This window comes from Variovorax sp. J22G73 (assembly GCF_030317035.1).
Classification (GTDB): Bacteria; Pseudomonadota; Gammaproteobacteria; order Burkholderiales; family Burkholderiaceae_C; genus Variovorax.
On the sequence record NZ_JASZYK010000003.1, the window covers coordinates 313292 to 335668 of the forward strand.

At 69.6% G+C, this 22377-nt stretch carries 19 protein-coding genes; 8 read left to right on the forward strand and 11 right to left on the reverse strand.

Features of this window, described 5'->3' with window-relative positions; all coding sequences use genetic code 11:
- Positions 1 to 187: 187 nt before the first annotated feature.
- Positions 188 to 937, reverse strand: a complete 750-nt coding sequence (locus tag QTI51_RS14085) for an SDR family NAD(P)-dependent oxidoreductase (RefSeq protein WP_503011510.1) — start codon at positions 935 to 937, stop codon at positions 188 to 190.
- 127 nt (positions 938 to 1064) lie between these two features.
- Here QTI51_RS14085 and QTI51_RS14090 point away from each other — a divergent pair, with 127 nt between their 5' ends.
- From QTI51_RS14090 to QTI51_RS14100, 3 genes are all read left to right on the forward strand, one after another.
- On the forward strand, positions 1065 to 1700 hold the full coding sequence (locus QTI51_RS14090; protein ID WP_286514437.1) for a TetR/AcrR family transcriptional regulator: 636 nt from the start codon (positions 1065 to 1067) through the stop codon (positions 1698 to 1700).
- Between the two features lie 191 nt (positions 1701 to 1891).
- Positions 1892 to 2212, forward strand: a complete 321-nt coding sequence (locus QTI51_RS14095; protein ID WP_286514440.1) for a hypothetical protein — start codon at positions 1892 to 1894, stop codon at positions 2210 to 2212.
- 28 nt (positions 2213 to 2240) lie between these two features.
- Entirely contained in the window at positions 2241 to 2459 is a 219-nt protein-coding gene (locus QTI51_RS14100; protein WP_116909857.1) for a hypothetical protein, read from the forward strand.
- 26 nt (positions 2460 to 2485) lie between these two features.
- Here QTI51_RS14100 and QTI51_RS14105 read toward each other — a convergent pair whose 3' ends face one another.
- Positions 2486 to 3970, reverse strand: a complete 1485-nt coding sequence (locus QTI51_RS14105; protein ID WP_286514446.1) for an HD domain-containing phosphohydrolase — start codon at positions 3968 to 3970, stop codon at positions 2486 to 2488.
- Positions 3971 to 4203: 233 nt separating this feature from the next.
- Here QTI51_RS14105 and QTI51_RS14110 point away from each other — a divergent pair, with 233 nt between their 5' ends.
- Entirely contained in the window at positions 4204 to 4806 is a 603-nt protein-coding gene (locus QTI51_RS14110) for a DUF308 domain-containing protein (protein WP_286514448.1), read from the forward strand.
- Between the two features lie 63 nt (positions 4807 to 4869).
- Here the strand turns inward: QTI51_RS14110 and QTI51_RS14115 are convergent, their stop codons facing one another.
- Genes QTI51_RS14115 through QTI51_RS14125 form a run of 3 tightly spaced genes read right to left on the reverse strand, consistent with a single transcriptional unit; the run spans position 4870 to position 7080 of the window.
- The gene (locus QTI51_RS14115) at positions 4870 to 5526 is read right to left on the reverse strand and encodes a dihydrofolate reductase family protein (RefSeq protein WP_286514450.1); all 657 of its coding nucleotides are present in this window, start codon (positions 5524 to 5526) and stop codon (positions 4870 to 4872) included.
- A gap of 33 nt (positions 5527 to 5559) precedes the next feature.
- Positions 5560 to 6054 carry a (R)-mandelonitrile lyase gene (locus QTI51_RS14120; protein ID WP_286514453.1) on the reverse strand — a complete coding sequence of 165 codons (495 nt, stop codon included), beginning with the start codon at positions 6052 to 6054 and terminating at the stop codon, positions 5560 to 5562.
- A gap of 42 nt (positions 6055 to 6096) precedes the next feature.
- Positions 6097 to 7080 carry an aldo/keto reductase gene (locus tag QTI51_RS14125; protein ID WP_286514456.1) on the reverse strand — a complete coding sequence of 328 codons (984 nt, stop codon included), beginning with the start codon at positions 7078 to 7080 and terminating at the stop codon, positions 6097 to 6099.
- Positions 7081 to 7183: 103 nt separating this feature from the next.
- On the opposite strand from QTI51_RS14125, the gene QTI51_RS14130 reads away from it, so the two are divergent.
- The 3 genes from QTI51_RS14130 to QTI51_RS14140 all read left to right on the forward strand — a co-directional run bounded on the left by QTI51_RS14130 (position 7184) and on the right by QTI51_RS14140 (position 10197).
- Positions 7184 to 8074, forward strand: coding sequence for a LysR family transcriptional regulator (locus tag QTI51_RS14130; RefSeq protein WP_286514460.1), 891 nt, complete (start codon positions 7184 to 7186; stop codon positions 8072 to 8074).
- 180 nt (positions 8075 to 8254) lie between these two features.
- The gene (locus tag QTI51_RS14135) at positions 8255 to 9175 is read left to right on the forward strand and encodes a hypothetical protein (RefSeq protein ID WP_286514462.1); all 921 of its coding nucleotides are present in this window, start codon (positions 8255 to 8257) and stop codon (positions 9173 to 9175) included.
- Positions 9172 to 10197 carry a hypothetical protein gene (locus QTI51_RS14140; RefSeq protein ID WP_286514464.1) on the forward strand — a complete coding sequence of 342 codons (1026 nt, stop codon included), beginning with the start codon at positions 9172 to 9174 and terminating at the stop codon, positions 10195 to 10197. Before QTI51_RS14135 ends, QTI51_RS14140 begins: the two co-directional genes overlap by 4 nt.
- Here QTI51_RS14140 and QTI51_RS14145 read toward each other — a convergent pair.
- The 6 genes from QTI51_RS14145 to QTI51_RS14170 all read right to left on the reverse strand — a co-directional run bounded on the left by QTI51_RS14145 (position 10169) and on the right by QTI51_RS14170 (position 19661).
- Positions 10169 to 10783: a nucleotidyltransferase family protein gene (locus QTI51_RS14145; protein WP_286514466.1), complete on the reverse strand. Its 615-nt coding sequence runs from the start codon at positions 10781 to 10783 to the stop codon at positions 10169 to 10171. The genes QTI51_RS14140 and QTI51_RS14145 overlap by 29 nt on opposite strands.
- A gap of 77 nt (positions 10784 to 10860) precedes the next feature.
- A complete protein-coding gene (locus tag QTI51_RS14150) occupies positions 10861 to 11319 on the reverse strand; it encodes a RidA family protein (RefSeq protein ID WP_108139200.1) in 459 nt (152 codons plus the stop codon).
- Positions 11316 to 12275, reverse strand: a complete 960-nt coding sequence (locus QTI51_RS14155; RefSeq protein WP_116909848.1) for a transglutaminase family protein — start codon at positions 12273 to 12275, stop codon at positions 11316 to 11318. The genes QTI51_RS14150 and QTI51_RS14155 overlap by 4 nt, the downstream gene beginning before the upstream one ends.
- Before the next feature lie 59 nt (positions 12276 to 12334).
- Entirely contained in the window at positions 12335 to 13168 is an 834-nt protein-coding gene (locus QTI51_RS14160) for a basic amino acid ABC transporter substrate-binding protein (RefSeq protein WP_286514471.1), read from the reverse strand.
- A 35-nt stretch (positions 13169 to 13203) separates the two neighbouring features.
- Positions 13204 to 16038 (reverse strand): circularly permuted type 2 ATP-grasp protein, encoded by a 2835-nt coding sequence (locus QTI51_RS14165; protein WP_286514474.1) that lies wholly within the window; start codon positions 16036 to 16038, stop codon positions 13204 to 13206.
- Between the two features lie 62 nt (positions 16039 to 16100).
- Entirely contained in the window at positions 16101 to 19661 is a 3561-nt protein-coding gene (locus QTI51_RS14170; protein WP_286514476.1) for a transglutaminase family protein, read from the reverse strand.
- Positions 19662 to 19801: 140 nt separating this feature from the next.
- On the opposite strand from QTI51_RS14170, the gene QTI51_RS14175 reads away from it, so the two are divergent.
- Complete coding sequence (locus QTI51_RS14175; RefSeq protein ID WP_286514479.1) at positions 19802 to 22210, forward strand: DNA internalization-related competence protein ComEC/Rec2; 2409 nt, start codon at positions 19802 to 19804, stop codon at positions 22208 to 22210.
- Positions 22211 to 22377: the final 167 nt, after the last annotated feature.

Below are 22377 nucleotides of genomic sequence, written 5' to 3' on the forward strand. Positions count from 1 at the left end.
TCGCCGCCCCGAAACGTCAGCTGCCGGGGCGTCCGAGGAAACAGCCAGAAGGCTGCGCGAAGGGCGTATGCGCCCCACCTTGCGGACAACTTCATGCGGGCCAGTGCCAGCGCTGGCGCTCGGGCTGTTCCTGGGTGCCCGTCGGCCGGGCGGCCTGCGGTGAGTGGGGGTGACGGTCGGTCGTGCATCAGATTTGCCCCAGGCCGCCGTCGATGGCAATTTCTCCCGCGGTCAGGTAGCTCGCGTCGGAAGACGCCAGGAACAGCACCGCCTTGGCAACCTCGTCCGCCTGCCCCCAGCGGCCCATGGGCACCTGCGCTTCGACCCAGGCGCGCACCTCCGGGTCCGCCGTCGCGGCGGCGGTCAGTGGCGTCTCGATGGCGCCAGGGCTCACCACGTTGACGCGCACCTGCTTGGCCAACACGCGCTCATCGGCGGCAAGCGTCCGCGCAAGGCTGCGCACCGCGGCCTTCGATGCCGCATACAGCACGTCGCCCGGCCGCCCGCGCTGTTGCACCACCGAACTGGTGAACACCGCGTTCGCGCCCTCGGACATCAATGCGAAGGCTTCGGTGAACGCGTAGAACACTCCCTTCACGTTGGTGTGCATCACCTCGTCGAAGAAGGCTTCGCCGGTCTCGAAGATGTCGGGGCATTCCGAGATTCCCGCATTGGCGAAAAGAACGTCGATGGGGCCGAGCGCATCGTGAACCGTGTTCATGAGCGCCCGGAGGTCGGCCGCGCGGCCGACGTCTGTCCGCACCGCGAGAACGTTGCCGCCCAAGGCTTCGCGCGCCGACTGCAACGTCTCTTCACTGCGCCCCGCGATCGCGATGCGCGCGCCGTGCGCGATGAACAGGCGGGCGGTTGCAAGGCCGATGCCGCTGCTGCCACCGGTGATGACGACCACCTTGCCGTCGAGCTTTCGATCCAACATTTCTTCGACTCCTTTGTCGCTCGGCGCAGGTGAGCGTGCTGTGGATTGCAGTCAAGTCAACGACTGATGACATGAAGTTTGACTGTTGCGGGATCCGATGTCAACAAGCGATGACATAATCCGTGGAATGCCCGAAAAACTGGACCAGGAAGACATGACCGAAGCAGTTCCTAAGTCGACGGAAGCCGTTGCGTCGCGCAACGCGACCGAAACCCGTGGCCGCATCCTCGAGGCGGCGCGCGCCTGCTTCTCGCGCCGCAGCTACGAAAACGTCGGTGTTCGCGAAATAGGCCGCGCCGCGGGCGTCGACGCGGCGCTTGTCAACCGCTATTTCGGCAACAAGGAAATGCTGTTCGCCGAGGTGGTGCAGGGCGCATTCCGTGTCGAAGAGCACCTTCCGGAGTCGCTCGACACACTGGGCGAGTTCCTGGTGAAAGGCGTGATGGCGGAGGGCAGCGCGAACGACGAGGGTTCGACCGACGACGGTTTCAATGCCCTGCGGCTCCTGATCCTGGCAGCGGCAAGCCCTGAAACCGCGGCGACGGTCAGCGCGCAGTTTCACGCGGAGTTTGTTGCGCCGCTGGCAAAAAAGCTCCGGGGGCGAGATGCGGAGCTTCGTGCGGCGCTGATCGGGTCGTATGTGATCGGGCTGGCGACCATGCGGCATCTGCTCGACTCGCCCACGCTGGCCGACGCCTCGCAGCGAAAGCTCGCCGCGCTCGCCGGCGAGGCCATCCAGGCGTGCGTGCAGGCACGGGCATGAGGGGTGGCCTTGCCCTGCCAGCGGTCCGATTGATGGGACAGGCGAACAAACCTGTCCCATAGACAGCGCTGGCCCGGATGGCTAGATTTGCTATCGAATCCCGGATGTATACACGCGCCGGAGCGCTGTTCGCGAGTGCACGACGGGCACATGCCGGGCGCACACCGGGCGCAAGCCGATCAGGAGAGACCATGATTGAAACCACGTACCGAGTCGAAGTCGCCGTCCCCAGCCAGTTGGTCGAGCACTACGGGCGTGACACCGATTTCGTGTTCGCCTTCACGCAAGCCACGCGCGGCCACAGCGCGGCGGGGCGCGGCCGATCGGAGCAACAAGGTCTTGTCGAGTGGGCGGAGTTCAGCGACAGGTTGGCGGCGGAGATTTGCGAGCGCCAACTTCTGGAGGCGGTCGCCAAGTTCCAGGCGCGGCTGTCGAATGGCCCTTCCCTCTCTCGCTGGCAACGCGCCGGTGCGCCCGCGCAGGGGGTGCATGAAGAAAGCGCGATGGGCTGAGCGCAGGCACCGGCCTGGAGCGCAACAGATGGAAGAACAGTTCGACTACCGCGGTCACCGCATCCTGGTCAGCGCGTTCAACAACGGCGACAGGTTCGGGTGGGAATTCCGCATCGACGGCGGAAAGCTGGTTTCGCTGCGCGCCTCGCCCGCGATGGACGAGCCTTCCGCACGCGCCGAGGCGCAGGCAGCGGCACGGAGCGTGGTGGATCTGCGGGATGGCTCCGCCAGCCTCGCCCCGCAATAGCCGCGCCCCTTCGGGCCGGCCTCACCTCAGATAAGCCCGCGGGTCGCCGCCTTCAACGTCGCGGCCGCGCGCGTCGAGCATTCGAGCTTGAGGAACAGGCGCTCGACATGCGTTCGCACCGTGCGCGGGCTGATGTCCAGCGCACGCGCCACCTGCTTGGTGTTCTCGCCCCGGGCGATGCAGCGCAGCACCTCCAGCTCGCGCTCTGAAAGCGGCTGCTCGCCGCGCACCGGCGCCGCCTGCACCACAGGCTTGACAGGCGCGTGCGACAGAACGCTGGCGAACAGCGCATCGACGACTGCCTGGTCGAAGCGGCCCGCCGCCGCCTCGTCCCTCATGCGATCGAGTGCCTGCGCTTCGGTGAACGCATCGCGCCATGGCCGGCGCGTGCGCAGGGAAACCCATTGCTCGGCCGCGGCGACGATCTGTCCCTCCAGCGGCATGGCAGTGCCCGACCGCCCGCGAAAGTAGCCGGAGCCGTCGCGCCGCTCGAAAGCGAAGGACGCGATTTCCGCCTCGAGCGCGAGCCCGTCGATTTGCCCTGCCGCGCGCGAGGTCCAGTACGGTACGAGCCGCAGGCGCTCCAGCGACGAGGCCGGCAGCGGCTCGGGCGCGTTCCAGATGGCGTTGGGCACCGACGCGCGCCCGATGCCGTGGATCAGCCCCGCCTTGTAGGTGCGGTGGCACAGGGCATCGTCCAGCCCCGCGCGCACGCTGCAGTCGCGCGCCAGTTGCGCCACGCGGCGCGAGTAGCCGGTCATCCACGGGAGCTTGAGGTCGATCACGTCGCCCACCAGCTCCAGGCCGATGCGCTCGCGCATCGAAGCGGGCGGGTCGGCAACGTCGGTCCATGGCGGCACGGTGGCGTCCAGCGCCCTCATCCACGCAGCGACCTGCGGCGTGCTGGCGTCCACGAGAAATCCGGGGTACACGCTGTTCGCGCGCCCGTGGGCCAGCGCCAGCGCCTGGTCGAGGCCGTACAGGCGGCTGAAGATCTCGAGGTCGCTCGCCAGGGCCACCACATAGGTGGCCAGCGGCACATCGTCGCCTTGCAGCAGGCCGGGCACGCCGCCGCCGTCGTAGGTCTCGAAGATGGCGCGCAGCGCCGCTTCGGTGTCGGGGCCCAGGCGCAGCGTGTTCGCGATGTCGCCGGCAATCTCGCAATGGATGGTCGCCATGGCCAGCATGCCGTCGGGCAGCGGCACGCTGCGCGGCGGCTGCTGCGCCGCACGCGGCTTTTGCGAGGCGAGCAGGGCGCTGCGCCCCTGCACGTCGTCTTCCATGAAGTCCGCGAACTCCTGGGCATTGGCCGTGCAGCCCGACCAGCGCAGCAGCGCGACGTGGCGGGCGGCCTCGACCTGCGAGGCCTCGCAGCCGGCCGCCGTCGCGATCATTTCGGCGAGCCACGCGGTGCGCAGCGAATGGTCGGTCGGCTGGCCCATGCTGAGGTCGCCGATGAAGGCGAGCGCGCGGACCGCGTCGAAAACGGCAATGGTCGTGTCGTCGGGCATGGAATGCAGCAGCGGGTGGTTCAGAAGCTCAGGGTGGCCGGGGCGAAGGCAAAGGCAAAGGCAAAGGCAAAGGCAAAGGCGGAGGCCCAGCATCGCACAGCCGCCGTTTTTCGGGGCTTGTCGGTCATTCGACCGATACCGCGTCGGGGGCGGCCTGAACAGAATCTGTTGCACCGGCCCCGCCAATGGGGTTGCGATCTTTCTACCGATCTCGCGGTCTCGCCGCCCACACCATGTCCAACACCCATCTCGCCCCTTTGTCTCCTCTGTCCCCTCCGCAGCGCGCCGCATGGCTGCGCAAGCTCTACTTCGTTCGCGCCGCCTTTTCCTTCGCGTGGGTCGCGCTCGCGTTCACCGTGGCCAAGGGCTCGCCCGCGCTCGCCAGCGGCTTGCTGGTCGTGTACCCCGCGTGGGACGCGCTGGCCAACCTGCTGGACGCGAGGATGAGCGGGGGCGCGAAAGCGAACCCCACGCAGATCCTGAACGCCTGGATGAGCGGGCTGGTCACGGTGGCCGTGGTGGCTTCGCTGGTGCTCGGGCTGCAGATCATCCTGGTGATCTTCGGCGGCTGGGCCATCGTCGCGGGGCTGCTGCAACTGGCCACCGCCATCCGTCGCCGCAAGAGCGACAAGGGGCAGTGGGTGATGATGCTGAGCGGCGCGCAGTCCGCGCTTGCCGGGGCGTTCTTCATCGCGCAGCAAGGCAGCGCGGCGCCCGTGGTGCAGACCTTCGGCGGCTATGCGGCGGTCGGGGCGGTGTACTTTCTGTTGTCGGGGCTTGTCATCCTGTTCCGGCAGGCCAAGGGCGGCGTCGGTGGCGTGGCGCGGGAGGGTTGATGTTGATGCTGAAGCCGACGAGGCCGTGACAAGACCTCGCCGACACCCGGGCCGCTCGTTACCTCAAGGCGCGCTGCGGCGCAGGAACATGTGCGTGGCGCGCTCGCCGGCCACCTGCCGTTCGCAGCGGTAGCCCAGCGCCGGCAGGTCCAGGCCCGCGAACAGCGCCTCGCCCTTGCCCAGCAGCACCGGGCGCACGGCCAGGTGCAACTCGTCGATGAGCCCGGCCTTCAGGTATTCGCGCACCGTCGCCGCGCCGCCGCCCACGCGCACGTCGCGCTCACCCGCCGCGGCCTTCGCCAGCGCCAGCGCCTCGTGGATGCCGCCGGTGACGAAGTGGAAGGTGGTGCCGCCCTGCATCGCCAGCGGTGGGCGGGCATGGTGGGTCAGCACGAAGACGGGCACGTGGTACGGCGGCTCGTCGCCCCACCAGCCCTTCCAGCTGTCGTCGGGCCAGGGGCCACGCACCGGGCCGAACATGTTGCGCCCGAGTATCCAGGCGCCCATCTGCGCGAAGCCTTGCTCGGCGATCTCGTTGTCGATGCCGGTCTCGCCGCTGGCCTCGCCCGGGTTGTGCATCTGCTGCCAGACGCGCGTGGGAAAGAACCAGTCCATGAGCTCGGGGCCTCGAACGCCCAGGGGGTTCTCCTGGCTCTGGTCGGGGCCGGCGGCAAAGCCGTCGAGCGAAACGCCGAAGCTGCGAACGAGCAAGCGGGTCATGGCCATCGTCTCCTGCAAAAGCGGGGTGGCAGTTTAGCGCCGCTGCGACTGTTGTTGTTGTGGCTGCTGCGGCGCTTCGTCCGCCACCTTCTCCAGCCAGTCGGCGGCCTTGCCGTCGAGCATCTCGGTGAACGCGATGTGGGTCATCGCGGTGTCGGGTGCGGCGCCGTGCCAGTGCTTCACGTGCGGCGGAATCTCGATCACGTCGCCGACACGAATCTCCTCCACCGGCCCGCCCCAGCGCTGGATGCGGCCGACGCCCGATGTCACGACCAGCCGTTGCCCGAGCGGGTGCGTGTGCCACGCGGTGCGCGCGCCCGGCGAAAAGCTCACGCTGCCGGCGGAGGCGCGGTCGGGGCCGGTCGGTGTGAACAGCATCTCGACCTTCACGCTGCCGGTGAATTTCTCGGCCGGCGCGTTGTTGACGGCGCGCGTGCCGGCGCGGCTGACGCGCAGCTCGGGTTCGGCGGCAAGGCCGGGCTCGAGCATCGTGAGGGCGAGCGTGGCGGTGGCGATCAGTGATTTCATGAGGGTTTCGCGGGTTGTGTGATCGTTGACTTCTGCAGGCGCTTATTTGCCGACCAGCTTCTGGCGGTCTGCCGAGTAGCGCGCCCCTTGCACCGGAACACGCGACACGGCGAGCTCGATCTCCTGCAGGTCGTCCGCCGACAACGCGACGTTCGCGGCGCCCGCGTTTTCTTCGAGCCGGCCCAGCCTGGTCGTGCCGGGAATCGGCACGATCCAGGGCTTCTGCGCCAGCAGCCATGCCAGCGCGAGCTGCGCGGGCGTCACCTGCTTGCGCGCCGCGATGTCGGCCAGCACATCGACCAGGGCGCGGTTCGCCTGGCGCGCGTCGGGTGCGAAGCGCGGCACCGTGTTGCGGAAATCGCTCGCGTCGAACGCGGTGGCCTGGTCGATGGCGCCAGTCAGGAAGCCCTTGCCGAGCGGGCTGAAGGGAACGAAGCCGATGCCCAGCTCTTCGAGCAGCGGGAGGACCTCCTGCTCAGGCTCGCGCCACCACAGCGAATACTCGCTTTGCAGGGCCGCGACCGGGTGCACCGCATGGGCGCGGCGAATGCTGGCGGCGCCCGCCTCGGAGAGCCCGAAGTGCTTCACCTTGCCTTCGCGCACCAGGTCTTTGACCGTGCCGGCGACGTCCTCGATCGGCACCGCCGGATCGACGCGGTGCTGGTAGAAAAGATCGATGCGGTCCGTTCGAAGGCGCTTCAGCGCCGCGTCGGCCACCTGCCGGATGCGTTCGGGGCGGCTGTCGAGGCCCTGGGCGGTGTCTCCCTCGCGAAAACCGAATTTCGTGGCGATCACGACCTGGTCGCGCACTGGCGCCAGCGCTTCGCCCACCACGGTTTCGTTGACGAACGGGCCATAGGCTTCGGCGGTGTCGAAGAAGGTGATGCCGCGCTCGAAGGCCGCGCGAATCAGCTTGACGGCGTCCGCGGTGCCGGTCGCCGGGCCGTAGCCGTAACTCAGGCCCATGCAGCCGAGTCCGAGGGCGGAGACGGTGGGGCCGTGGCGGCCGAGTTGACGGGTTTTCATGAAGCGTTTCCTTGTGTGCGTTGCGACTCCATTGAATCTAGGCGCCCCGGCATTGAAAGACTAGACTGCTGAATTGGCATTCAATCATTAGCGGAGCTGATCAATGGGCCGGTTCGATGACCTGGCGGCGTTCGCGGCCGTCGTGCGCGAAGGGAGCTTCACCCGCGCCGCCGCCAAGCTCGGCGTGACGCAGTCGGCGCTGAGCCAGACGGTGCGCACGCTGGAAAAGCGGCTCGACCTGAAGCTGCTCAACCGCACCACGCGCAGCGTGGCCCCGACCGAGGCGGGCGAAACGCTCTACCGCACGGTCGAGCCGCGGCTCGGAGACATCGAGGCCGAGCTGGCCACGCTCGGCGAGATGCGCGGCAAGCCGGTCGGCACGGTGCGCATCACGGCGACCGAGCACGCGGTGCGGACCCTGGTCTGGCCGCGGCTGCTGCCATGGCTTGCGAAGTACCCGGAGATCAAGCTGGAGATCAGCAGCGACAACCGGTTCGCCGACATCGTCGGCGAGCGCTTCGACATCGGCATTCGCCTGGGCGACGACGTTGCCAAGAACATGATCGCCGTGCGCGTGGCGCCGGACATGCGCATCGTGGTCGTCGGCAGCCCCGCCTACTTCGCTCGCCACCTGCCGCCGTCGACACCGCAGGACCTGGACGAGCACGACTGCATCGGGCTTCGCTTGCCGACCTACGGCGGCCTGCTGCCGTGGGAGTTCAGGCAGGGCAAGCGGGCGGTCAACGTGCATGTGAAGGGCCGGCTGGTGTTCAACCAGAACCAGCTGGTCGTCGAGGCGGCGCTTGCCGGGCATGGGCTGGCGTGGCTGCCGCAGGACCTTGTCGACGAACACATCGAGGCCGGGCGGCTGGTGACGACGCTGAACCGCTGGACGATCACCTACCCCGGCTATCACCTCTACTACGCGACGCGTCGGGCTTCGCAGGCGTTGATGCTGGTGGTCGAGGCGTTGCGCCTCGAGAAGACGCAGTAGACAAGCGCGCGCGGGCGGGGTCGGTGGCTGCGTCGGTAGCTGCGTCGCTGCCGGCTTGGCAACAACCATTCCGGGCCAACGTGATCGAGGCCGCCTTCTAGAATCCGCCCCCCAAGCGGCTGCATGCAGCCCGCACGGAGCGCAACGCTCCTTTCTCGGTTTTTCCTTTTTTTCGTCTCGATGCCCTCCAGATTCCGCTTCGCGCTGCGCGCCTCCTTGTCCTCCGCTTTTCTCGTCGCTTCCCTGTGCACGCTGAGCCCGGCCCTCGCTGCCGGACCGCTTCCGTTCCTGAACGCCGGCGGCCCCTCGGAGGCCGAGCCGGTGCCCGCGCTGGACCGCGCCGTGGTGCGCTTCGCGGGCATGGCGTCGGGCTCGTACTACTGGGAGCAAGGCCTGGTGGCCGAGCAGCTCATCGACGGCCTGGCCACCGCCATGCACCGCAAGGAACTGGACTTGCCCGGCGACCGGCGGCTGCTGTCGTCGTACCGCCGGATGAACGGCGCCGCCGAGCGGGCCGCGGTGCTGGTCGACGACCGCAGCGGCGAGGTGCTGGCCGCCGCGCTGGCGCACCGCGGCTGCGGCGTGGACGGCAACGTGGCCTGCCGTGGCGACGACCAGCACGCCGAGCTGGTGGTGTTCCTGCGCCCCGGTGTCGACCGCGCCGAGGCGCAGCCGCTGCTGGCATGGAGCACCCAGGTGCCCAAGGACGACCTGGACTCCGGCGAAGAAGAGAAGATCGTGCGCACCGAGTTCATCGTGCTCGACGCCGCGCACACCGCCGCCCGTGCGCCGAAGCGGCCCAAGGGCTTTTCGGCGCAGGTGCCGCTGTACCCGAACGCGCAGCTCAACGCCACCGCCCAGTCGGCGGTGAGCAATGCGAAGGCAGGGCGCGTGATGCGCCTGCAGACCACGGACAGCCGCGAACAGGTGATCGCGTTCTACAAGCAGCTGTCGCCGCCGCTGAAAGACTTCGTCTCCGACGCGAGCGTGTCCACCGGCTTCGTCGCGGGCAGCAGCAAGGGCGTGGCCTTCGTGGTCAACCTGACGCACGGGCGCCGCATGCCCGCCATCACGAACATCGAAATGGAACTGGCTCAATGAACGCGCGGATGTCGAAGACCATCGCCGCGTCGCTGCTGCTCGCCTGCGCGCTGGGCGCGCAGGCGCAGGGCACCGTGCCCGAGGCATCGGCGCCCGTGACCACCGAGCTGCCCGCGCCGCCGTTGCGGCTGAGCGAGCAGCCGGCCATTCGCGCCGCGGTGATCGCCATGGTGGGCTACGCGCGCGGCAGCTTCACCGACCCCGATGCGTTGATCGCGCAGCAGGTGCTCGAAGGCATGCGCTCGCGCCACGACATCACGCGCACCGTGTGGCCCGACGGGCGCAAGGTGCTCGCGTCGGTCAATGGCGGCGACCATGGCGAGAAGCGCGCGGCGATGCTGATCGACGCCGAGGGCAAGCTCATCGCGCTGGGGCTGGTCAACGCGCACTGCCGCGCGCCCGCATCCGCGGCGAAAACCGATGCGCCCGATGTGTGCAACCCGGCACCGCAGACGGTGCTGTCGATCTTCCAGCCCGCCGGCGCGCCGCAGGCCGATGCCGCGCCGCTGATTGCCTGGGCGAAGAAGCTGCCCGCGTTCCTGGCCGCGATGGCCGAGAGCGACGACCCTGAACAAGCAGCCGACGCGCAGAGGATCGCGACCATCGAATACATCACCGGCCAGCCCGACGCGCCCGGCTGGCGCAAGGACCAGTTGCCGCCGGGCTTCCCCGCGTCGCTGCACCGGCTGCTGGTGCAGGCGGGCGAGGTGAACAGCTCGGCGAGCGCCGGCAAGATCGTGTTGCCCAAGGGCCTCGCTGGCAAGCCGATGCGCACCGACTACCAACGTTCGCAGCGCAACGAGCCAGAGCTGCCCGACGCCGAAGTCACGCTGCGCAGCTACGCCGCGCTCGGCACGCTGGTCGACACGTACGCGGAACTCACGAAGAACGCGAACCCGGAGCAGGAGGGGCGCGAAGTCGTCTTCAATGGCACCGACGGTGGCGCGCGCTACAGCGTGCGCCTGCGCGACGCGAAGGAAACCGGCGTGTTCATCACCGTGGCGAGCTGGAAGCGAAAGTAGGCGCTTCATCGGCGGACGTGGCCTCGGGCTGCACGACCTGCAGCCACGGCCACCGCGCCTGGTAATCGCCGGCCTTCTTCAGGAACAGCTCGCGCATGGGGAGCAGCGGGTTCATGCGCAGCACGCCCGCGGCCAGGTCGTCCAGGCCATCGGGCGCGTAGAGCGTTCGGTCGGCCAGCGCGATGCCCACGCGGGTGCACGCGATGAGGTAGCGGTCGATGCCGTCGCGCGCGCTGCGCAGCCGCGGGTAGTGCGACTTGAAGCGTGCTTCGTACCAGAGGTGCACGCGCGCCTGGTTCTTCACCTCCACGGTCACGCCCAGGTCGGCCACCGCGTGGTGCACACGGCGGATCACGGCGTCTTCGGCGTCCCACGAGAGGTCCGAATCGTCGAAGTAGAAGACGTCGTAGTCCTTCACGCCCCAGCCCGGCGGCTTGCCGGAGACGCGGTTCCAGGTCGCCTGGAAGAGGCTGCCCGCGGTCAGGAAGCCCTGCGGCAGGCCCAGCGCGGGCAGGCGTTCGAGCAGGGCCGCGTTGGCCGGGTCTTGCAGGGCCTGGGCGACGAAATCGGTGGCGGTCAATGTCATGTTTGCAATGAGCAAAAAGAAAAGGCCTGGCGACCAATGCCGCCAGGCCTCGAAAACGTGATGCTGTCGAAGCTGTATCAGCCCACTTCGGCGATCAGTTCGATTTCCACGCAGGCACCCATCGGGATCTGCGCCACGCCGAAGGCGCTGCGCGCATGCGCGCCCTTCTCGGGGCCGAACACCTCGGCGAAGAATTCGCTGGCGCCGTTGGTCACCAGGTGCTGTTCGGTGAAGGTGCCGACCGAATTCACCAGGCTCATGACCTTCACGATGCGCTTGACCTTGTTCAGGTCGCCCACGGCCGCGTGCAGCGTGCCCAGCAGGTCGATGGCGATGGCGCGTGCGGCCTGCTTGCCTTCGTCGGTCGTGATGTTGGCGCCGAGCTGGCCGGCCCAGACCTTGCCGTCCTTCTTCGCGATGTGGCCCGACAGGAACACGAGGTTGCCGGTCTGCACGAAGGGCACGTAGGCCGCGGCGGGTGCCGAGACCGGGGGAAGGGTGATGCCGAGGCTGGAAAGTTTGTCGTAAACGCTCATGGAGACTCCTTGTCTTGGGAAAGTGATTGTGTCCGGCTTTGTTCGGCGGCCTCTTCGGCTTCCCCCACGGGCTGCACGGTCACGCCGACACGCAGCGTGTGCCGGGCGCCGCCATGGAGTACGCCGCGCATGGGAGATACGTCGGAGTAGTCGCGCCCGATGGCCAGGGTGACGTAGTCCTCCCCCGGCTGGCGGCCGTTGGTGGGGTCGAAGTCGGCCCAGCCGCCGGGGCTGCCGTTGGCTTCGCCGGGCAGGTACACCGACACCCACGCATGCGAGGCGTCGGCGCCCACCAGCCGCGGCTGGCCCGGCGGCGGCTGCGTGAGCAGGTAGCCGCTCACGTAGCGCGCCGGCAGGCCCATGGTGCGAAAGCACGCGATCATGATGTGGGCGAAGTCCTGGCACACGCCCTTGCGCTGCGCGAGCGCCTCGACGGCGGGGGTGTTGATCTCGGTGCTGTCGGCGTCGTACGCAAAGTCGTCGTACATGCGCTCGGTGAGGTTCATGGCCACGTCGAAGGCCGGCCGGCCGGGCACGAAGCTGGCGCGCGCGTAGGCCGCGAAGTCGTCGTGGCGCGGCACGTAGGGCGACGGAAAGACGAACTCCGAAGCCGCGTCGAACGTGGCGTCCTTGCGAAAGCGGAAGCGCTCGCGCACGGTCTCCCACGGCAGCTCACGCGCCACGTTCGGCGACAGCACGGGCACCGAGGTTTCGACCACGCTCTCGGCCGTGACGACCAGCCGGTCGTGCGTGGCCTCGAGCGCGAAGAAGGCGCGCGTGTTGCCGTACAGGTCGTTCTGCTCGCCGCGCTGCGCGGGCGGCGGCTCGATGGCGAGCTTGTGGCTCACCAGGCGCTGCGAGTCGGTGGCCAGCGGCTTCAGGTGGGCCAGATGCTGCGCCGTCTCGACCGGCGGCGCGTACTCGTAGCGCGTTTCGTGGGTGACGTGGAGGAGCATGGCGCGCGGGGGTCTGAAGAAGGGGTGGGGAAGGGGTGGGGAAGGTGAGAGGGAGCGGCCTACTTTGCCTCGGCACCGAAGTGCGAGGCGAATATTTTGGCGTAGGTGCCGTCGGCGCGAATGCCTTCCAGGCCCTGGTTGATCTTCGCGAGCAGCGCGGCGTTGCCCTTCTTCACCGCGATGCCGTACTTTTCGACCGGAAAGCCCGCGTCGCTCACCGTCTTGAAGCCACCGGCCGTGTTGTTGGCCAGGTAGTGCACCACCACGCCGTTGTCGGCCACCACGGCCTGCACGCCGCCGGCCTCCAGCTCCTTCAGCGCGAGCGGGGTCGACTCGAAGCGCTTGATGGCGGTGCTCGACTTGCCCAGCAGCTTGCCGACCACCTCGTCGCCGGTGGTGCCGTTCTGCACGCCCACCTTCAGCGGCTTCAGGTCGTCGAACCTGGCGACCGGCGAATCGCTCTTCACGGCAATGAGCTGCTTCGCGTCGAAGTACGGCTGCGAGAAGTCCATGGTCTGGCGGCGCTCGTCGGTGATGGTGATGGCCGACACCAGCAGGTCGCGGTCGCCCTGGTCGAGCGCGTTGAAGATGCCCTCCCACGGCGTGTTGACGAACTTGACCTCGATGCCGGCCTTCTGCGCCACGGCCTTCACCACGTCGATGTCGAAGCCCACGATGTCGCCCTTGTCGTTCTGCGACTCGAAGGGGGTGTAGGCGGCGTCGGTGCCGACGACCAGCACGCGCGCCGGCACCGCGGCGGGCGCGGTGTTCGAGGCAGCGGGGGTGGCGCTTTCCTGCTTGCCGCAACCGGCAAGGGCCACGGTGAGGGCCAGGGCCGTGCACAGCCCCGAAGCGGCCAGGGCGAAGCGGCGGTTGATGGCGATGCCTGACATGGATATGCCTCCTTGGAACTGTCGTTGGCTGCGAATCAGGCGCCGACGGAGCGCAGCGATTCGGAAGTCAGCGTGAAGTAGCGTGTGCCGATGGCGTCGGACACATGGTAGGCCGCGGCCTCGCAGTGGGCCAGCAGCTCGAGCAGCGCCGGGTAGTTGGCGTCGGGCCCGGCGGCGCACAGGTGCTCCAGCGTCCAGCCGGCCGGGTCGGGCAGCTCGTAGGACAGCGCGGTGAGCTTGCCCGGCGCGCTGCCGGCCAGCCGCGCGATGCGCCCGCGCAGCGTTTGCGTGACCCAGGCGAGCGAGCGCGGGTTTTCGGCGTCGAGCACCAGCAGGTCGACCATGGTGGCGACGTCGCGGCGCTGCTGGTAGCGCGCATGGAAGGTGATGGTGCTGTCGAACAGCGCCACCATCGCCTCGAAGCCGCTCACCTCGTGCACGGCGCCGTTCTCGAAGCCGGCCTCCAGCGCGTTCGACAGGAAGCCCAGCCGCTCGATGTGGCGCCCGATGGACAGCAGCCGCCAGGCGTCGTCGCGCGTCATGCGGTCGGTTTGCGCGCCGGTCATGGCGGCCAGCGCGGTGCTGGCGGACTCCAGCGCGCGCAAGGCCGCGCTGGTGGCGAAGCTGCCTTCGCCGGCCTGCTCCGCGGCGCGCCGCAGGAACTCGGTTTCGGCGCGCACGATCTGGTTCCAGTTGTCCTGCGACAGGCGCTCGCGCACCGCGGCCGCGGCCTGCCGGATGCAGCGCAGGCTGTAGCCCACGCTGCCGCCGCGCTCCACGTCGCCGAGCTCGGCCACCAGGGCGCGCTCGAACACGCGGCGCGACTGCGGCGCGCTGGGCGCCTCGGCCGGCACCAGCGCGTTGCGCAGCGCCATGCGGTGCAGCCATTCGAGCAGCGGGCGGGACGACTGGTCTTCGCCGCCCAGCAGGTTGAGCGTGAGGCGCGCCAGGCGCACTGCGTTCTCGGCGCGCTCGGTGTAGCGGCCGAGCCAGAACATGTTTTCCGCCGCGCGGCTGGTGACGGGCGCGCGGTGCCGCGCGAGCGAGGCCGGCGTGGCGTGCGGCTGCAGCAGCGTGGTGCGGTCGACTTCGCCGTGCGTCTGCACCCACACGTCGGCGCTGCTGCCGCCGCGCTGCATGGAAGCGATTTGCGCGTCGGGCCCCGCGAGCCGGGCCAGGCCGCCGGGCAGCACCCGCCACGACTGCGCGCCGTCGCTCACCGCGAACACGCGCAGCAACACAGCGCGCGGCGCGATGTGGCCCGGGCCCATGTCGTTGGCCCAGGTGGGCATCTGCGACAGCGGCAGGTAGCCCTGCACGGTGTGCACGTCGCCTTCGCGCACGATGCGGCCGGCCCACTCGTCGAGCTCGCGCCGGCCCAGCTGGCTGCCGAGCACGGCGTCGAAGCTGGCGCGGCCCTCGAAGCCGGGGTAGGTGGGCTTGATGGCGCAGTCGCCGAGCTGCGGCAGCACCGATTCGAGCGCGGCACGCTCGCCGCACCACCAGGTGGGCAGCGCGGGCAGCTTGAGCTTCTCGCCGATCAGCCGGCGCGCCAGGCCGGGCAAGAAGCCCAGCAGCGCGGGCGATTCGAGAAAGGCCGAGCCCGGCATGTTGGCCACCAGCACGTTGCCGGCGCGAATGGCCTGCAGCAGGCCGGGCACGCCGAGCGTGGAGTCGGGGCGCAGCTCCAGCGGGTCGAGGTACTGGTCGTCCAGCCGCTTGATCAGGCCGTGCACCGGGCGCAGGCCCTGCAGGGTCTTCAGGTACAGCCGCTGGTCGCGCACGGTGAGGTCGTTGCCCTCGACCAGCGTGATGCCCAGGTAGCGCGCGAGGTACGCGTGCTCGAAGTAGGTCTCGTTGTACGGGCCGGGCGTGAGCAGCGCGATGTGCGGCGGCACGCCCGCCGGGCACATGCGCTGCAGCCCTTCCATCATCGCGCTGTAGGTGGCGGCCAGGCGCTGCACGTGCAGTGCCTCGAAGGCCTGCGGAAACTGGCGCGTGATGGCCAGGCGGTTCTCCAGCAGGTAGCCCAGGCCCGAGGGCGCCTGCGTGCGCTGCGACACCACCCACCAGTTGCCGTCGGGGCCGCGCGCCAGGTCGAAGGCGGCAATGTGCAGCCAGGTGTCGCCCGGCGGCTTCACGCCGTGCAGCGCACGCAGGTAGCCGGGGTGGCCGCGCACCAGCGCCGGCGGAATGAGGCCTTCGGCCAGCAGCTGCTGCGGGCCGTACACGTCGGCCATCACGCGGTCGAGCACGCGCACGCGCTGCAGCACGCCGGCTTCGATCTGGCTCCAGCTCTCGGGCGAGACGATCAGCGGGAACAGGTCGAGCGACCACGGGCGCTGCGGGCCGTTGGCGTCGGCGTACACGTTGTACGTGACGCCGTTGTCGCGAATCTGGCGCTCCAGGCTCACGGCGCGCCGCGGCAGGTCGTTGAAGCCGCCCGGGCCGAGCTGCTCGAAGAAGGCGTTCCAGGCGGGCGTGAGCGGCGGGTGTTCGCCGGACGGGCCCTGCTGCTGGGATTGCGATTGAGAAGAGGACTGCGAAGAAGATTGGGACTGCGACTGCGTCGACGGCCCGGACTGCGCCGAAGAAGACTGGCTTTGCGACTGCGAGGGAGACTGCGAGGGCGCCGGGGGCAGCGGCGGGGCCGGCATGGCCGGTCGCTCCGCGGTGGCGTCGTACAGCAAGGGGGCGGCGGGCGCGGGCGCCGCGGTGCCGGCGGCCGTTCGCACAGGCACGGCCGCCGTGGCCTGGCCGCGCAGTTCGTCGAAATGGCCGGGCAGCGCGGCCGGGGCGAGCGCCGACGCCAGGGCCGCTGGAAAGTCCAGTGCCTGGGCGTCGAACAGGGATTCGTTCAGGGGTTCCACAGGAGGGGGATTGTCACACCGCCGTCACGGGTGTCCGCGCGGGCAGTGTGCTGAATGTCCCCTTATCGCCGCAGATCCAGCGTGAACGGGAATTCGCGGCTGCCTGGGAGCTCGATGGTGGCGGGGGGCGTGCGCATCAGCCCCGGCGTGTGGCCGGTGCGCGTGAAGCGCGAATGGCGGCGGCTCTCGGCCTCGTAGGCGTTCACCGGGAAGGTGTCGTAGTTGCGGCCGCCCGCGTGTGCCACGAAGTACTGGCAGCCGCCCAGCGAGCGCTTCATCCAGGTGTCGACCAGGTCGAAGGTCAGCGGTGCGTGCGCCGGAATGCTCGGGTGCAGCGCCGAAGGCGGGTTCCAGGCCTTGTAGCGCACGCCGGCCACGAACTCGCCGGTGACGCCGGTCGGCTGCAGCGGCAGCACCTTGCCGTTGACGGTGATGACGTGGCGGCTTTCGTTCAGGCCGGTCACGCGCACCTCGATGCGCTCGAGCGACGAATCGACATAGCGCACCGTGCCGCCCGCCGAGCCCTCCTCGCCCATCACGTGCCAGGGCTCCAGCGCGTTGCGCAGCGACAGCTCCACGCCCATGGCCTGCATCTGGCCCACCAGCGGGAAGCGGAACTCGAAGTGCGGCGCGAACCAGTCGGCGTCGAAAGCGAAGCCGGCCTGGCGCATTTCGCTGATGACGTCGTCGAAGTCCATCTTCACGAAGGTCGGCAGCAGGAAGCGGTCGTGCAGCTCGGTGCCCCAGCGCGTCACGGGCGCCTTGTAGGGCTCGTCCCAGAAGCGGGCCACCAGCGCGCGAATGAGCAGCTGCTGCGCGATGCTCATGCGCGCATGCGGCGGCATCTCGAAGGCGCGCAGCTCGAGCAGGCCGAGCCGGCCGGTGCTGGAGTCGGGCGAATACAGCTTGTCGATGCAGAACTCGCTGCGGTGCGTGTTGCCAGACACGTCGATCAGGATGTTGCGCAGCGTGCGGTCCACCAGCCACGCCGGCATGTTCTGGCCGTAGATCTCGCGGTTCTTCGCGATTTCCTTCAGCGCGATTTCGAGCTCGTAGACCTGGTCGTTGCGCGCTTCGTCCACGCGCGGGGCCTGGCTGGTCGGGCCGATGAACATGCCCGAGAACAGGTAGCTCAGCGACGGGTGGTTGTGCCAGTACAGCAGCAGGCTGGCCAGCAGCTCGGGCCGGCGCAGGAACGGGCTGTCCGCGGGCGTGGCGCCGCCCATCACGAAGTGGTTGCCGCCGCCGGTGCCGGTGTGGCGCCCGTCGGTCATGAACTTCTCGGCCGACAGGCGGGTCTCGAACGCGGCGTTGTAGAGAAACTCGGTGTGCGCGACCAGTTCCTTCCAGTTGTGGGCCGGGTGGATGTTGACCTCGATCACGCCCGGGTCGGGCGTGACGGCCAGCATCTTCAGGCGCGGGTCGCGCGGCGGCGGGTAGCCTTCCATCACGATGCGTACGCCCAGGTCGCGCGCGGTGGCTTCCACGGCCGCGACCAGGTCGAGGTAGTCCTCCAGGCGCGCCAGCGGCGGCATGAAGACGTAGAGCACGCCCGATGCGCTGCCCTTTTTCTCGGCCGAGGGGCCGTTGGCGCGGCGCGGGTCGCGTACCTCCACGCACAGCGCGGTGCGGGTGACCCAGTGGGCCGATTCGCCGCGCAGCGGCTGGCGCGTGGCGGCCGTTGCGTTCGTGGCTGCGGTGTCGTCGGATGCCGCGGCGGCATCGCTTTCACCTTCGCCTTTGCTTGCCGCGCCCGGCGCCTGCATGCGCAGCGAAGCCGCCACCACCGGCGGCGTGCCGAAGGCGTAGGGCACGTCGCCCAGGTCGGCGCGCGTGCCGTTCGCGCTGGCCACGCCTGCCACATCCACGCCTGCCACATCCACGGCATACCGCGCGCGGTAGTCCGCCGCGCTCGGCAGCGTGCCGCGCGGCGCGGTCGGGTCGCGTTCGATCAGGTACGGGTAGTCGCCCTTGCTGGCCCAGGGCTGCGAATCGAGCGGCAGGCGGTAGCCCATGGGCGAGTCGCCCGGAATCAGGTAGAGCCGGTCGTCGCGCAGGAACCAGGGGCCGGTCTTCCAGGCCGGGCCGGCGAGCGCGGGGGCGTCGCCGTTCGCGTTGCCGGGCTCGATGGGCAGCATGTAGCCGATCACCGCGTCGAGCTTTTGCGTGAACACGCGGCGCAGGCGCACGCGTTCGAGTTCGTCGTCGAGCTTCGAGTCGAAGGGGTCGACGTTCACCGGCAGGCGGCGTTCGCGCCAGAGGTAGTAGTACGTGTCTTCGTAGCCGGGCTGGATGTAGCGCTCGGTCAGCCCGAGCTTGTGCGACAGCACGGTGGTGAAGCGGCGCGCGTCTTCGCTGGTGTAGTGCGTGGGAAAGCGCTCGTCGGCGAACAGCTCGGGGTCGTGCCACAGCGTCTGGCCGTCGGCGCGCCAGAAGATCGACAGTGCCCAGCGCGGCAGCTGCTCGCCCGGGTACCACTTGCCCTGGCCGAAATGCAGGAAGCCGCCGTTGCCGTATTCGGCGCGCAGCTTCTGCACGAGCTCGGTGGCGTAGCCGCGCTTGGTGGGGCCCAGGGCGTCGGTGTTCCACTCGGGCGCGTCGCGGTCGCTGGTGGCCACGTAGGTGGGCTCGCCGCCCATGGTGAGGCGCACGTCGCCGGCCTTCAGGCGCGCGTCGACCGCGTCGCCCAGCGCCAGCACTTCGGCCCATTGCTCTTCGGTGTAGGGCTTGGTGACGCGCGGCGATTCGTAGATGCGCGTCACCTTCATTTCGTGGCCGAACTCGACCTCCGACTCGTCCACGCCGCCCTCGATGGGCGCGGCGCTCGACGGCGTGGGCGTGCAGGCCAGCGGAATGTGGCCTTCGCCGGCCATCAGGCCCGAGGTGGCGTCCAGGCCGATCCAGCCGGCGCCCGGCAGGAACACCTCGCACCAGGCGTGCAGGTCGGTGAAGTCGACCGTGGTGCCGCTCGGGCCGTCCAGCGACTTCACGTCGGGCGTGAGCTGGATCAGGTAGCCCGAGACGAAGCGCGCGGCCAGGCCCATGTGGCGCAGCAGCTGCACCAGCAGCCAGCCCGAGTCGCGGCAGGAGCCGCTGCCGTTGGTGAGCGTTTCTTCCGGCGTCTGCACGCCGGGCTCCATGCGGATGAGGTAGTTGACGTCCTGCTGCACCTGCTGGTTCAGGCCGACCAGGAAGTCGATGGTGCGCTGCTCCTTGCGGTCGACCTTGTCGAGGTAGGCCTCCAGCAGCGGCGTGACCGGGTCGGCCACGAGGTAGGGCGCGAGCTCTTCGGCCTGCGACGCCGTGTACTTGAACGGAAAGTTCTCGGCCTGGGGCTCCAGGAAGAAGTCGAAGGGGTTGTAGACCGCCATCTCGACCACGAGGTCGACCGTGACCTTGAATTCGCGTGTCTTCTCGGGGAACACGAGCCGCGCCTGGTAGTTGGCGAACGGGTCCTGCATCCAGTTGACGAAGTGCTCGGCGGGCTCGACCCGCAGCGAGTAGGAGATGACGTTGCTGCGGCAGTGCGGCGCGGGACGCAAGCGCACGACCTGGGGGCCCAACTGCACCAGGCGGTCGTATTTGTAGTGGGTGACGTGGTGGAGAGCGGCGTGAATGGACATGCGTTTTTGTGTGCAGTACTGACAGATTGCATCGAAAAGATGTCTCTGGTGAGACGCATACTAGCCCAGATGCCAAGCAATTAACGCGCCACTGAGCGTGACTTGGGGAGGGTTTGCATCATGGGGATGGGGGGCTTGGATTGACGCCGTTTCACTCGGCGCGCGGTGCCACGGGCGCCTTCGCCGCATTGAGCGGCTCGCTGCTGGGCGCGGCCTTGCAGCTGCGGCAACCAGTGCTGTGGCCGTGGTGGTTCTACGCCGTGTTGCTGCTGATGGCGGGTACCGCGGCGCTCGGTCTCGCGAGGTGGCGCATGCCGGTTCGCTGGCTCGTTGCCATCGCCTTCGCGTGCGGCGCGCTGGCCGGCGGCGGCCATGCAGGCTGGCGCGCCGTGGCCTATGCGCAAGGCGCGTTGCGTCCGGCGCTCGAAGGCCTGGACCTGCAGGTCACCGGCGTGGTCGCCGAGATGCCCCAGCGCAGCGACGGTGGAACACGGTTTCGCCTCGACGTCGAATCCGCGCGCTGGCCCGGCCCCGGCCCCGGCTCCGGCCCTGCCGACATCGCACCCCCGCTCGTGCCCGATCGCATCGCCCTCGGCTGGTACTCCGAAGACCTCCAGGCCGTGCCGCATGCCGGCGAGCGCTGGCGCCTCACGGTGCGGCTGAAGGCGCCGCACGGCCATCGCAACCCGCACGGCTTCGACAGCGAACTGTGGATGTGGGAGCAGGGCCTGCATGCCCGCGGCTACGTGCGCACCGGCTCGCGCGACGAAGCGCCCGCCCTGCTGCAAACGACATGGCGCCACCCCGTCGAGCGCGCACGCGAGGCGGTGCGCGACGCCGTGTTCGCGCGCGTGGCGGACCGCGCCCAGGCGGGCGTGATCGCGGCGCTGGTCACCGGCGACCAGAGCGCGATCGACCGCGCGGGCTGGGAGGTGTTCCGCGCCACGGGGGTGGCCCACCTCGTCGCTATATCGGGGCTGCACATCACCATGTTTGCCTGGTTCGCCGCGCACATCGTCGGCTGGCTCTGGCGGCGCAGCACGCGCCTGATGCTGCGCATGCCGGCACAGCAGGCCGCCTTGCTCGGCGGCGTGCTGCTGGCCGCGCTGTACGCGCTTTTCAGCGGCTGGGGCGTGCCGTCGCAGCGCACGGTGTGGATGCTCGCGACCGTGGCGCTGCTGCGCCTCGCGGGTCGGCGCTGGCCCTGGCCGCACGTGTGGCTGCTCACGGCCGCCGTGGTGGTGGCGGCCGACCCGTGGGCGTTGACGCAGGCGGGCTTCTGGCTGAGCTTCGTGGCGGTCGGCGTGCTGTTCGCGACAGACGCTGCCAGCCCCGGCGACCCGCGCAAGGGCGGCGCCGCGCGGCTGCTGCAGTTCTTTCGCGAGCAATGGGTCATCACGCTGGCGATCACGCCGCTGGTGCTGCTGCTGTTCCAGCAGGTATCGCTGGTCGGCCTGCTGGCCAACGCGGTGGCCATTCCATGGGTCACGCTGGTCGTCACGCCGCTGGCCATGCTCGGCGTGGCCGTGGCGCCGCTGTGGGACCTGACGGCGCAGGCCGTGCGGTTGCTGGCGCTGCTGCTGCAGTGGCTGGCCGGCCTGCCGTGGGCCACGTTGTCGATGCCTGCGCCGCCGCTGTGGATGGCCGTTGTCGGCGTCGCCGGCGGCGCGCTGCTGGCCATGCGCCTGCCGTGGACGCTGCGTGCGCTCGGCGTGCCGCTGCTGCTGCCCGTGCTGCTGTGGCAGGCGCCGCGGCCCGCAGTGGGTGAGTTCGCGTTGCTGGCCGCCGACATCGGGCAAGGCAACGCGGTGCTGGTGCGCACCGCCACGCACAGCCTGCTGTACGACACCGGCCCGCGCTACAGCCTGGAGAGCGACGCCGGCCACCGCGTGCTGGTGCCGCTGCTGCGCGCCCACGGCGAGCGCCTGGACACATTGGTGCTGAGCCACCGCGACAGCGACCACACCGGCGGCGCGCCGGCCGTGCTCGCCATGCAGCCGCAGGCCGCGTTGCTGAGCTCCATCGAGGCCACGCACCCGCTGCAGGCGCTGCGCCCGGCGCGGCGTTGCGAAGCGGGCCAGCGCTGGACCTGGGACGGCGTGGCTTTCGAGGTGCTGCATCCCTTCGACATGGACTACCGCAGCTTCACCCGGCCCAACGCCGTGTCGTGCGTGCTGCGCATCGGCAACGGCCGCGCGACGGTGCTGCTGGCCGGCGACATCGAACGCCTGCAGGAGGCCGCGCTGGTGGCGCGCATGCCTGAAGCGCTGCGCGCCGATGTGCTGCTGGTGCCCCACCACGGCAGCAAGACCTCGTCGAGCGACGCCTTTCTCGACGCCGTGCAGCCGCGCATCGCGCTGGTCCAGGCCGGCTACCGCAACCGCTTCGGCCACCCGGCGCCGGACGTGGCGGGGCGCTACGCGAGCCGCGGCGTGCGGCTGGTGGAGAACGCGCGTTGCGGCGCGGCGCACTGGACCAGCGCTGCTCCCCGCGATGTCGTGTGCGAGCGCGAGAAAAACGCGCGCTACTGGCAGCACCGCGTGCCCTGAACCTGCGGAGCAGCCACCCGCCCGCGGCCACCCAAACCCGCCCGGGTTTTCCCTCGAAAAGTTCCGCCCTCGGCAACTTCTTCGTGTTTTCTTGACCCGTGCCTGCGCCAGTTCTCCAATAGCGCAGCAATCACGGTTCCGAAGATTGAAACAACGAAGAGACACAC

Bases quoted from the DNA above. Each gene is read 5' to 3' on its own strand.
- QTI51_RS14085 (WP_503011510.1), bottom strand. From the start codon at position 937: ATGTTGGATCGAAAGCTCGACGGCAAGGTGGTCGTCATCACCGGTGGC.
- QTI51_RS14090 (WP_286514437.1), top strand. From the start codon at position 1,065: ATGCCCGAAAAACTGGACCAGGAAGACATGACCGAAGCAGTTCCTAAG.
- QTI51_RS14095 (WP_286514440.1), top strand. From the start codon at position 1,892: ATGATTGAAACCACGTACCGAGTCGAAGTCGCCGTCCCCAGCCAGTTG.
- QTI51_RS14100 (WP_116909857.1), top strand. From the start codon at position 2,241: ATGGAAGAACAGTTCGACTACCGCGGTCACCGCATCCTGGTCAGCGCG.
- QTI51_RS14105 (WP_286514446.1), bottom strand. From the start codon at position 3,970: ATGCCCGACGACACGACCATTGCCGTTTTCGACGCGGTCCGCGCGCTC.
- QTI51_RS14110 (WP_286514448.1), top strand. From the start codon at position 4,204: ATGTCCAACACCCATCTCGCCCCTTTGTCTCCTCTGTCCCCTCCGCAG.
- QTI51_RS14115 (WP_286514450.1), bottom strand. From the start codon at position 5,526: ATGACCCGCTTGCTCGTTCGCAGCTTCGGCGTTTCGCTCGACGGCTTT.
- QTI51_RS14120 (WP_286514453.1), bottom strand. From the start codon at position 6,054: ATGAAATCACTGATCGCCACCGCCACGCTCGCCCTCACGATGCTCGAG.
- QTI51_RS14125 (WP_286514456.1), bottom strand. From the start codon at position 7,080: ATGAAAACCCGTCAACTCGGCCGCCACGGCCCCACCGTCTCCGCCCTC.
- QTI51_RS14130 (WP_286514460.1), top strand. From the start codon at position 7,184: ATGGGCCGGTTCGATGACCTGGCGGCGTTCGCGGCCGTCGTGCGCGAA.
- QTI51_RS14135 (WP_286514462.1), top strand. From the start codon at position 8,255: ATGCCCTCCAGATTCCGCTTCGCGCTGCGCGCCTCCTTGTCCTCCGCT.
- QTI51_RS14140 (WP_286514464.1), top strand. From the start codon at position 9,172: ATGAACGCGCGGATGTCGAAGACCATCGCCGCGTCGCTGCTGCTCGCC.
- QTI51_RS14145 (WP_286514466.1), bottom strand. From the start codon at position 10,783: ATGACATTGACCGCCACCGATTTCGTCGCCCAGGCCCTGCAAGACCCG.
- QTI51_RS14150 (WP_108139200.1), bottom strand. From the start codon at position 11,319: ATGAGCGTTTACGACAAACTTTCCAGCCTCGGCATCACCCTTCCCCCG.
- QTI51_RS14155 (WP_116909848.1), bottom strand. From the start codon at position 12,275: ATGCTCCTCCACGTCACCCACGAAACGCGCTACGAGTACGCGCCGCCG.
- QTI51_RS14160 (WP_286514471.1), bottom strand. From the start codon at position 13,168: ATGTCAGGCATCGCCATCAACCGCCGCTTCGCCCTGGCCGCTTCGGGG.
- QTI51_RS14170 (WP_286514476.1), bottom strand. From the start codon at position 19,661: ATGTCCATTCACGCCGCTCTCCACCACGTCACCCACTACAAATACGAC.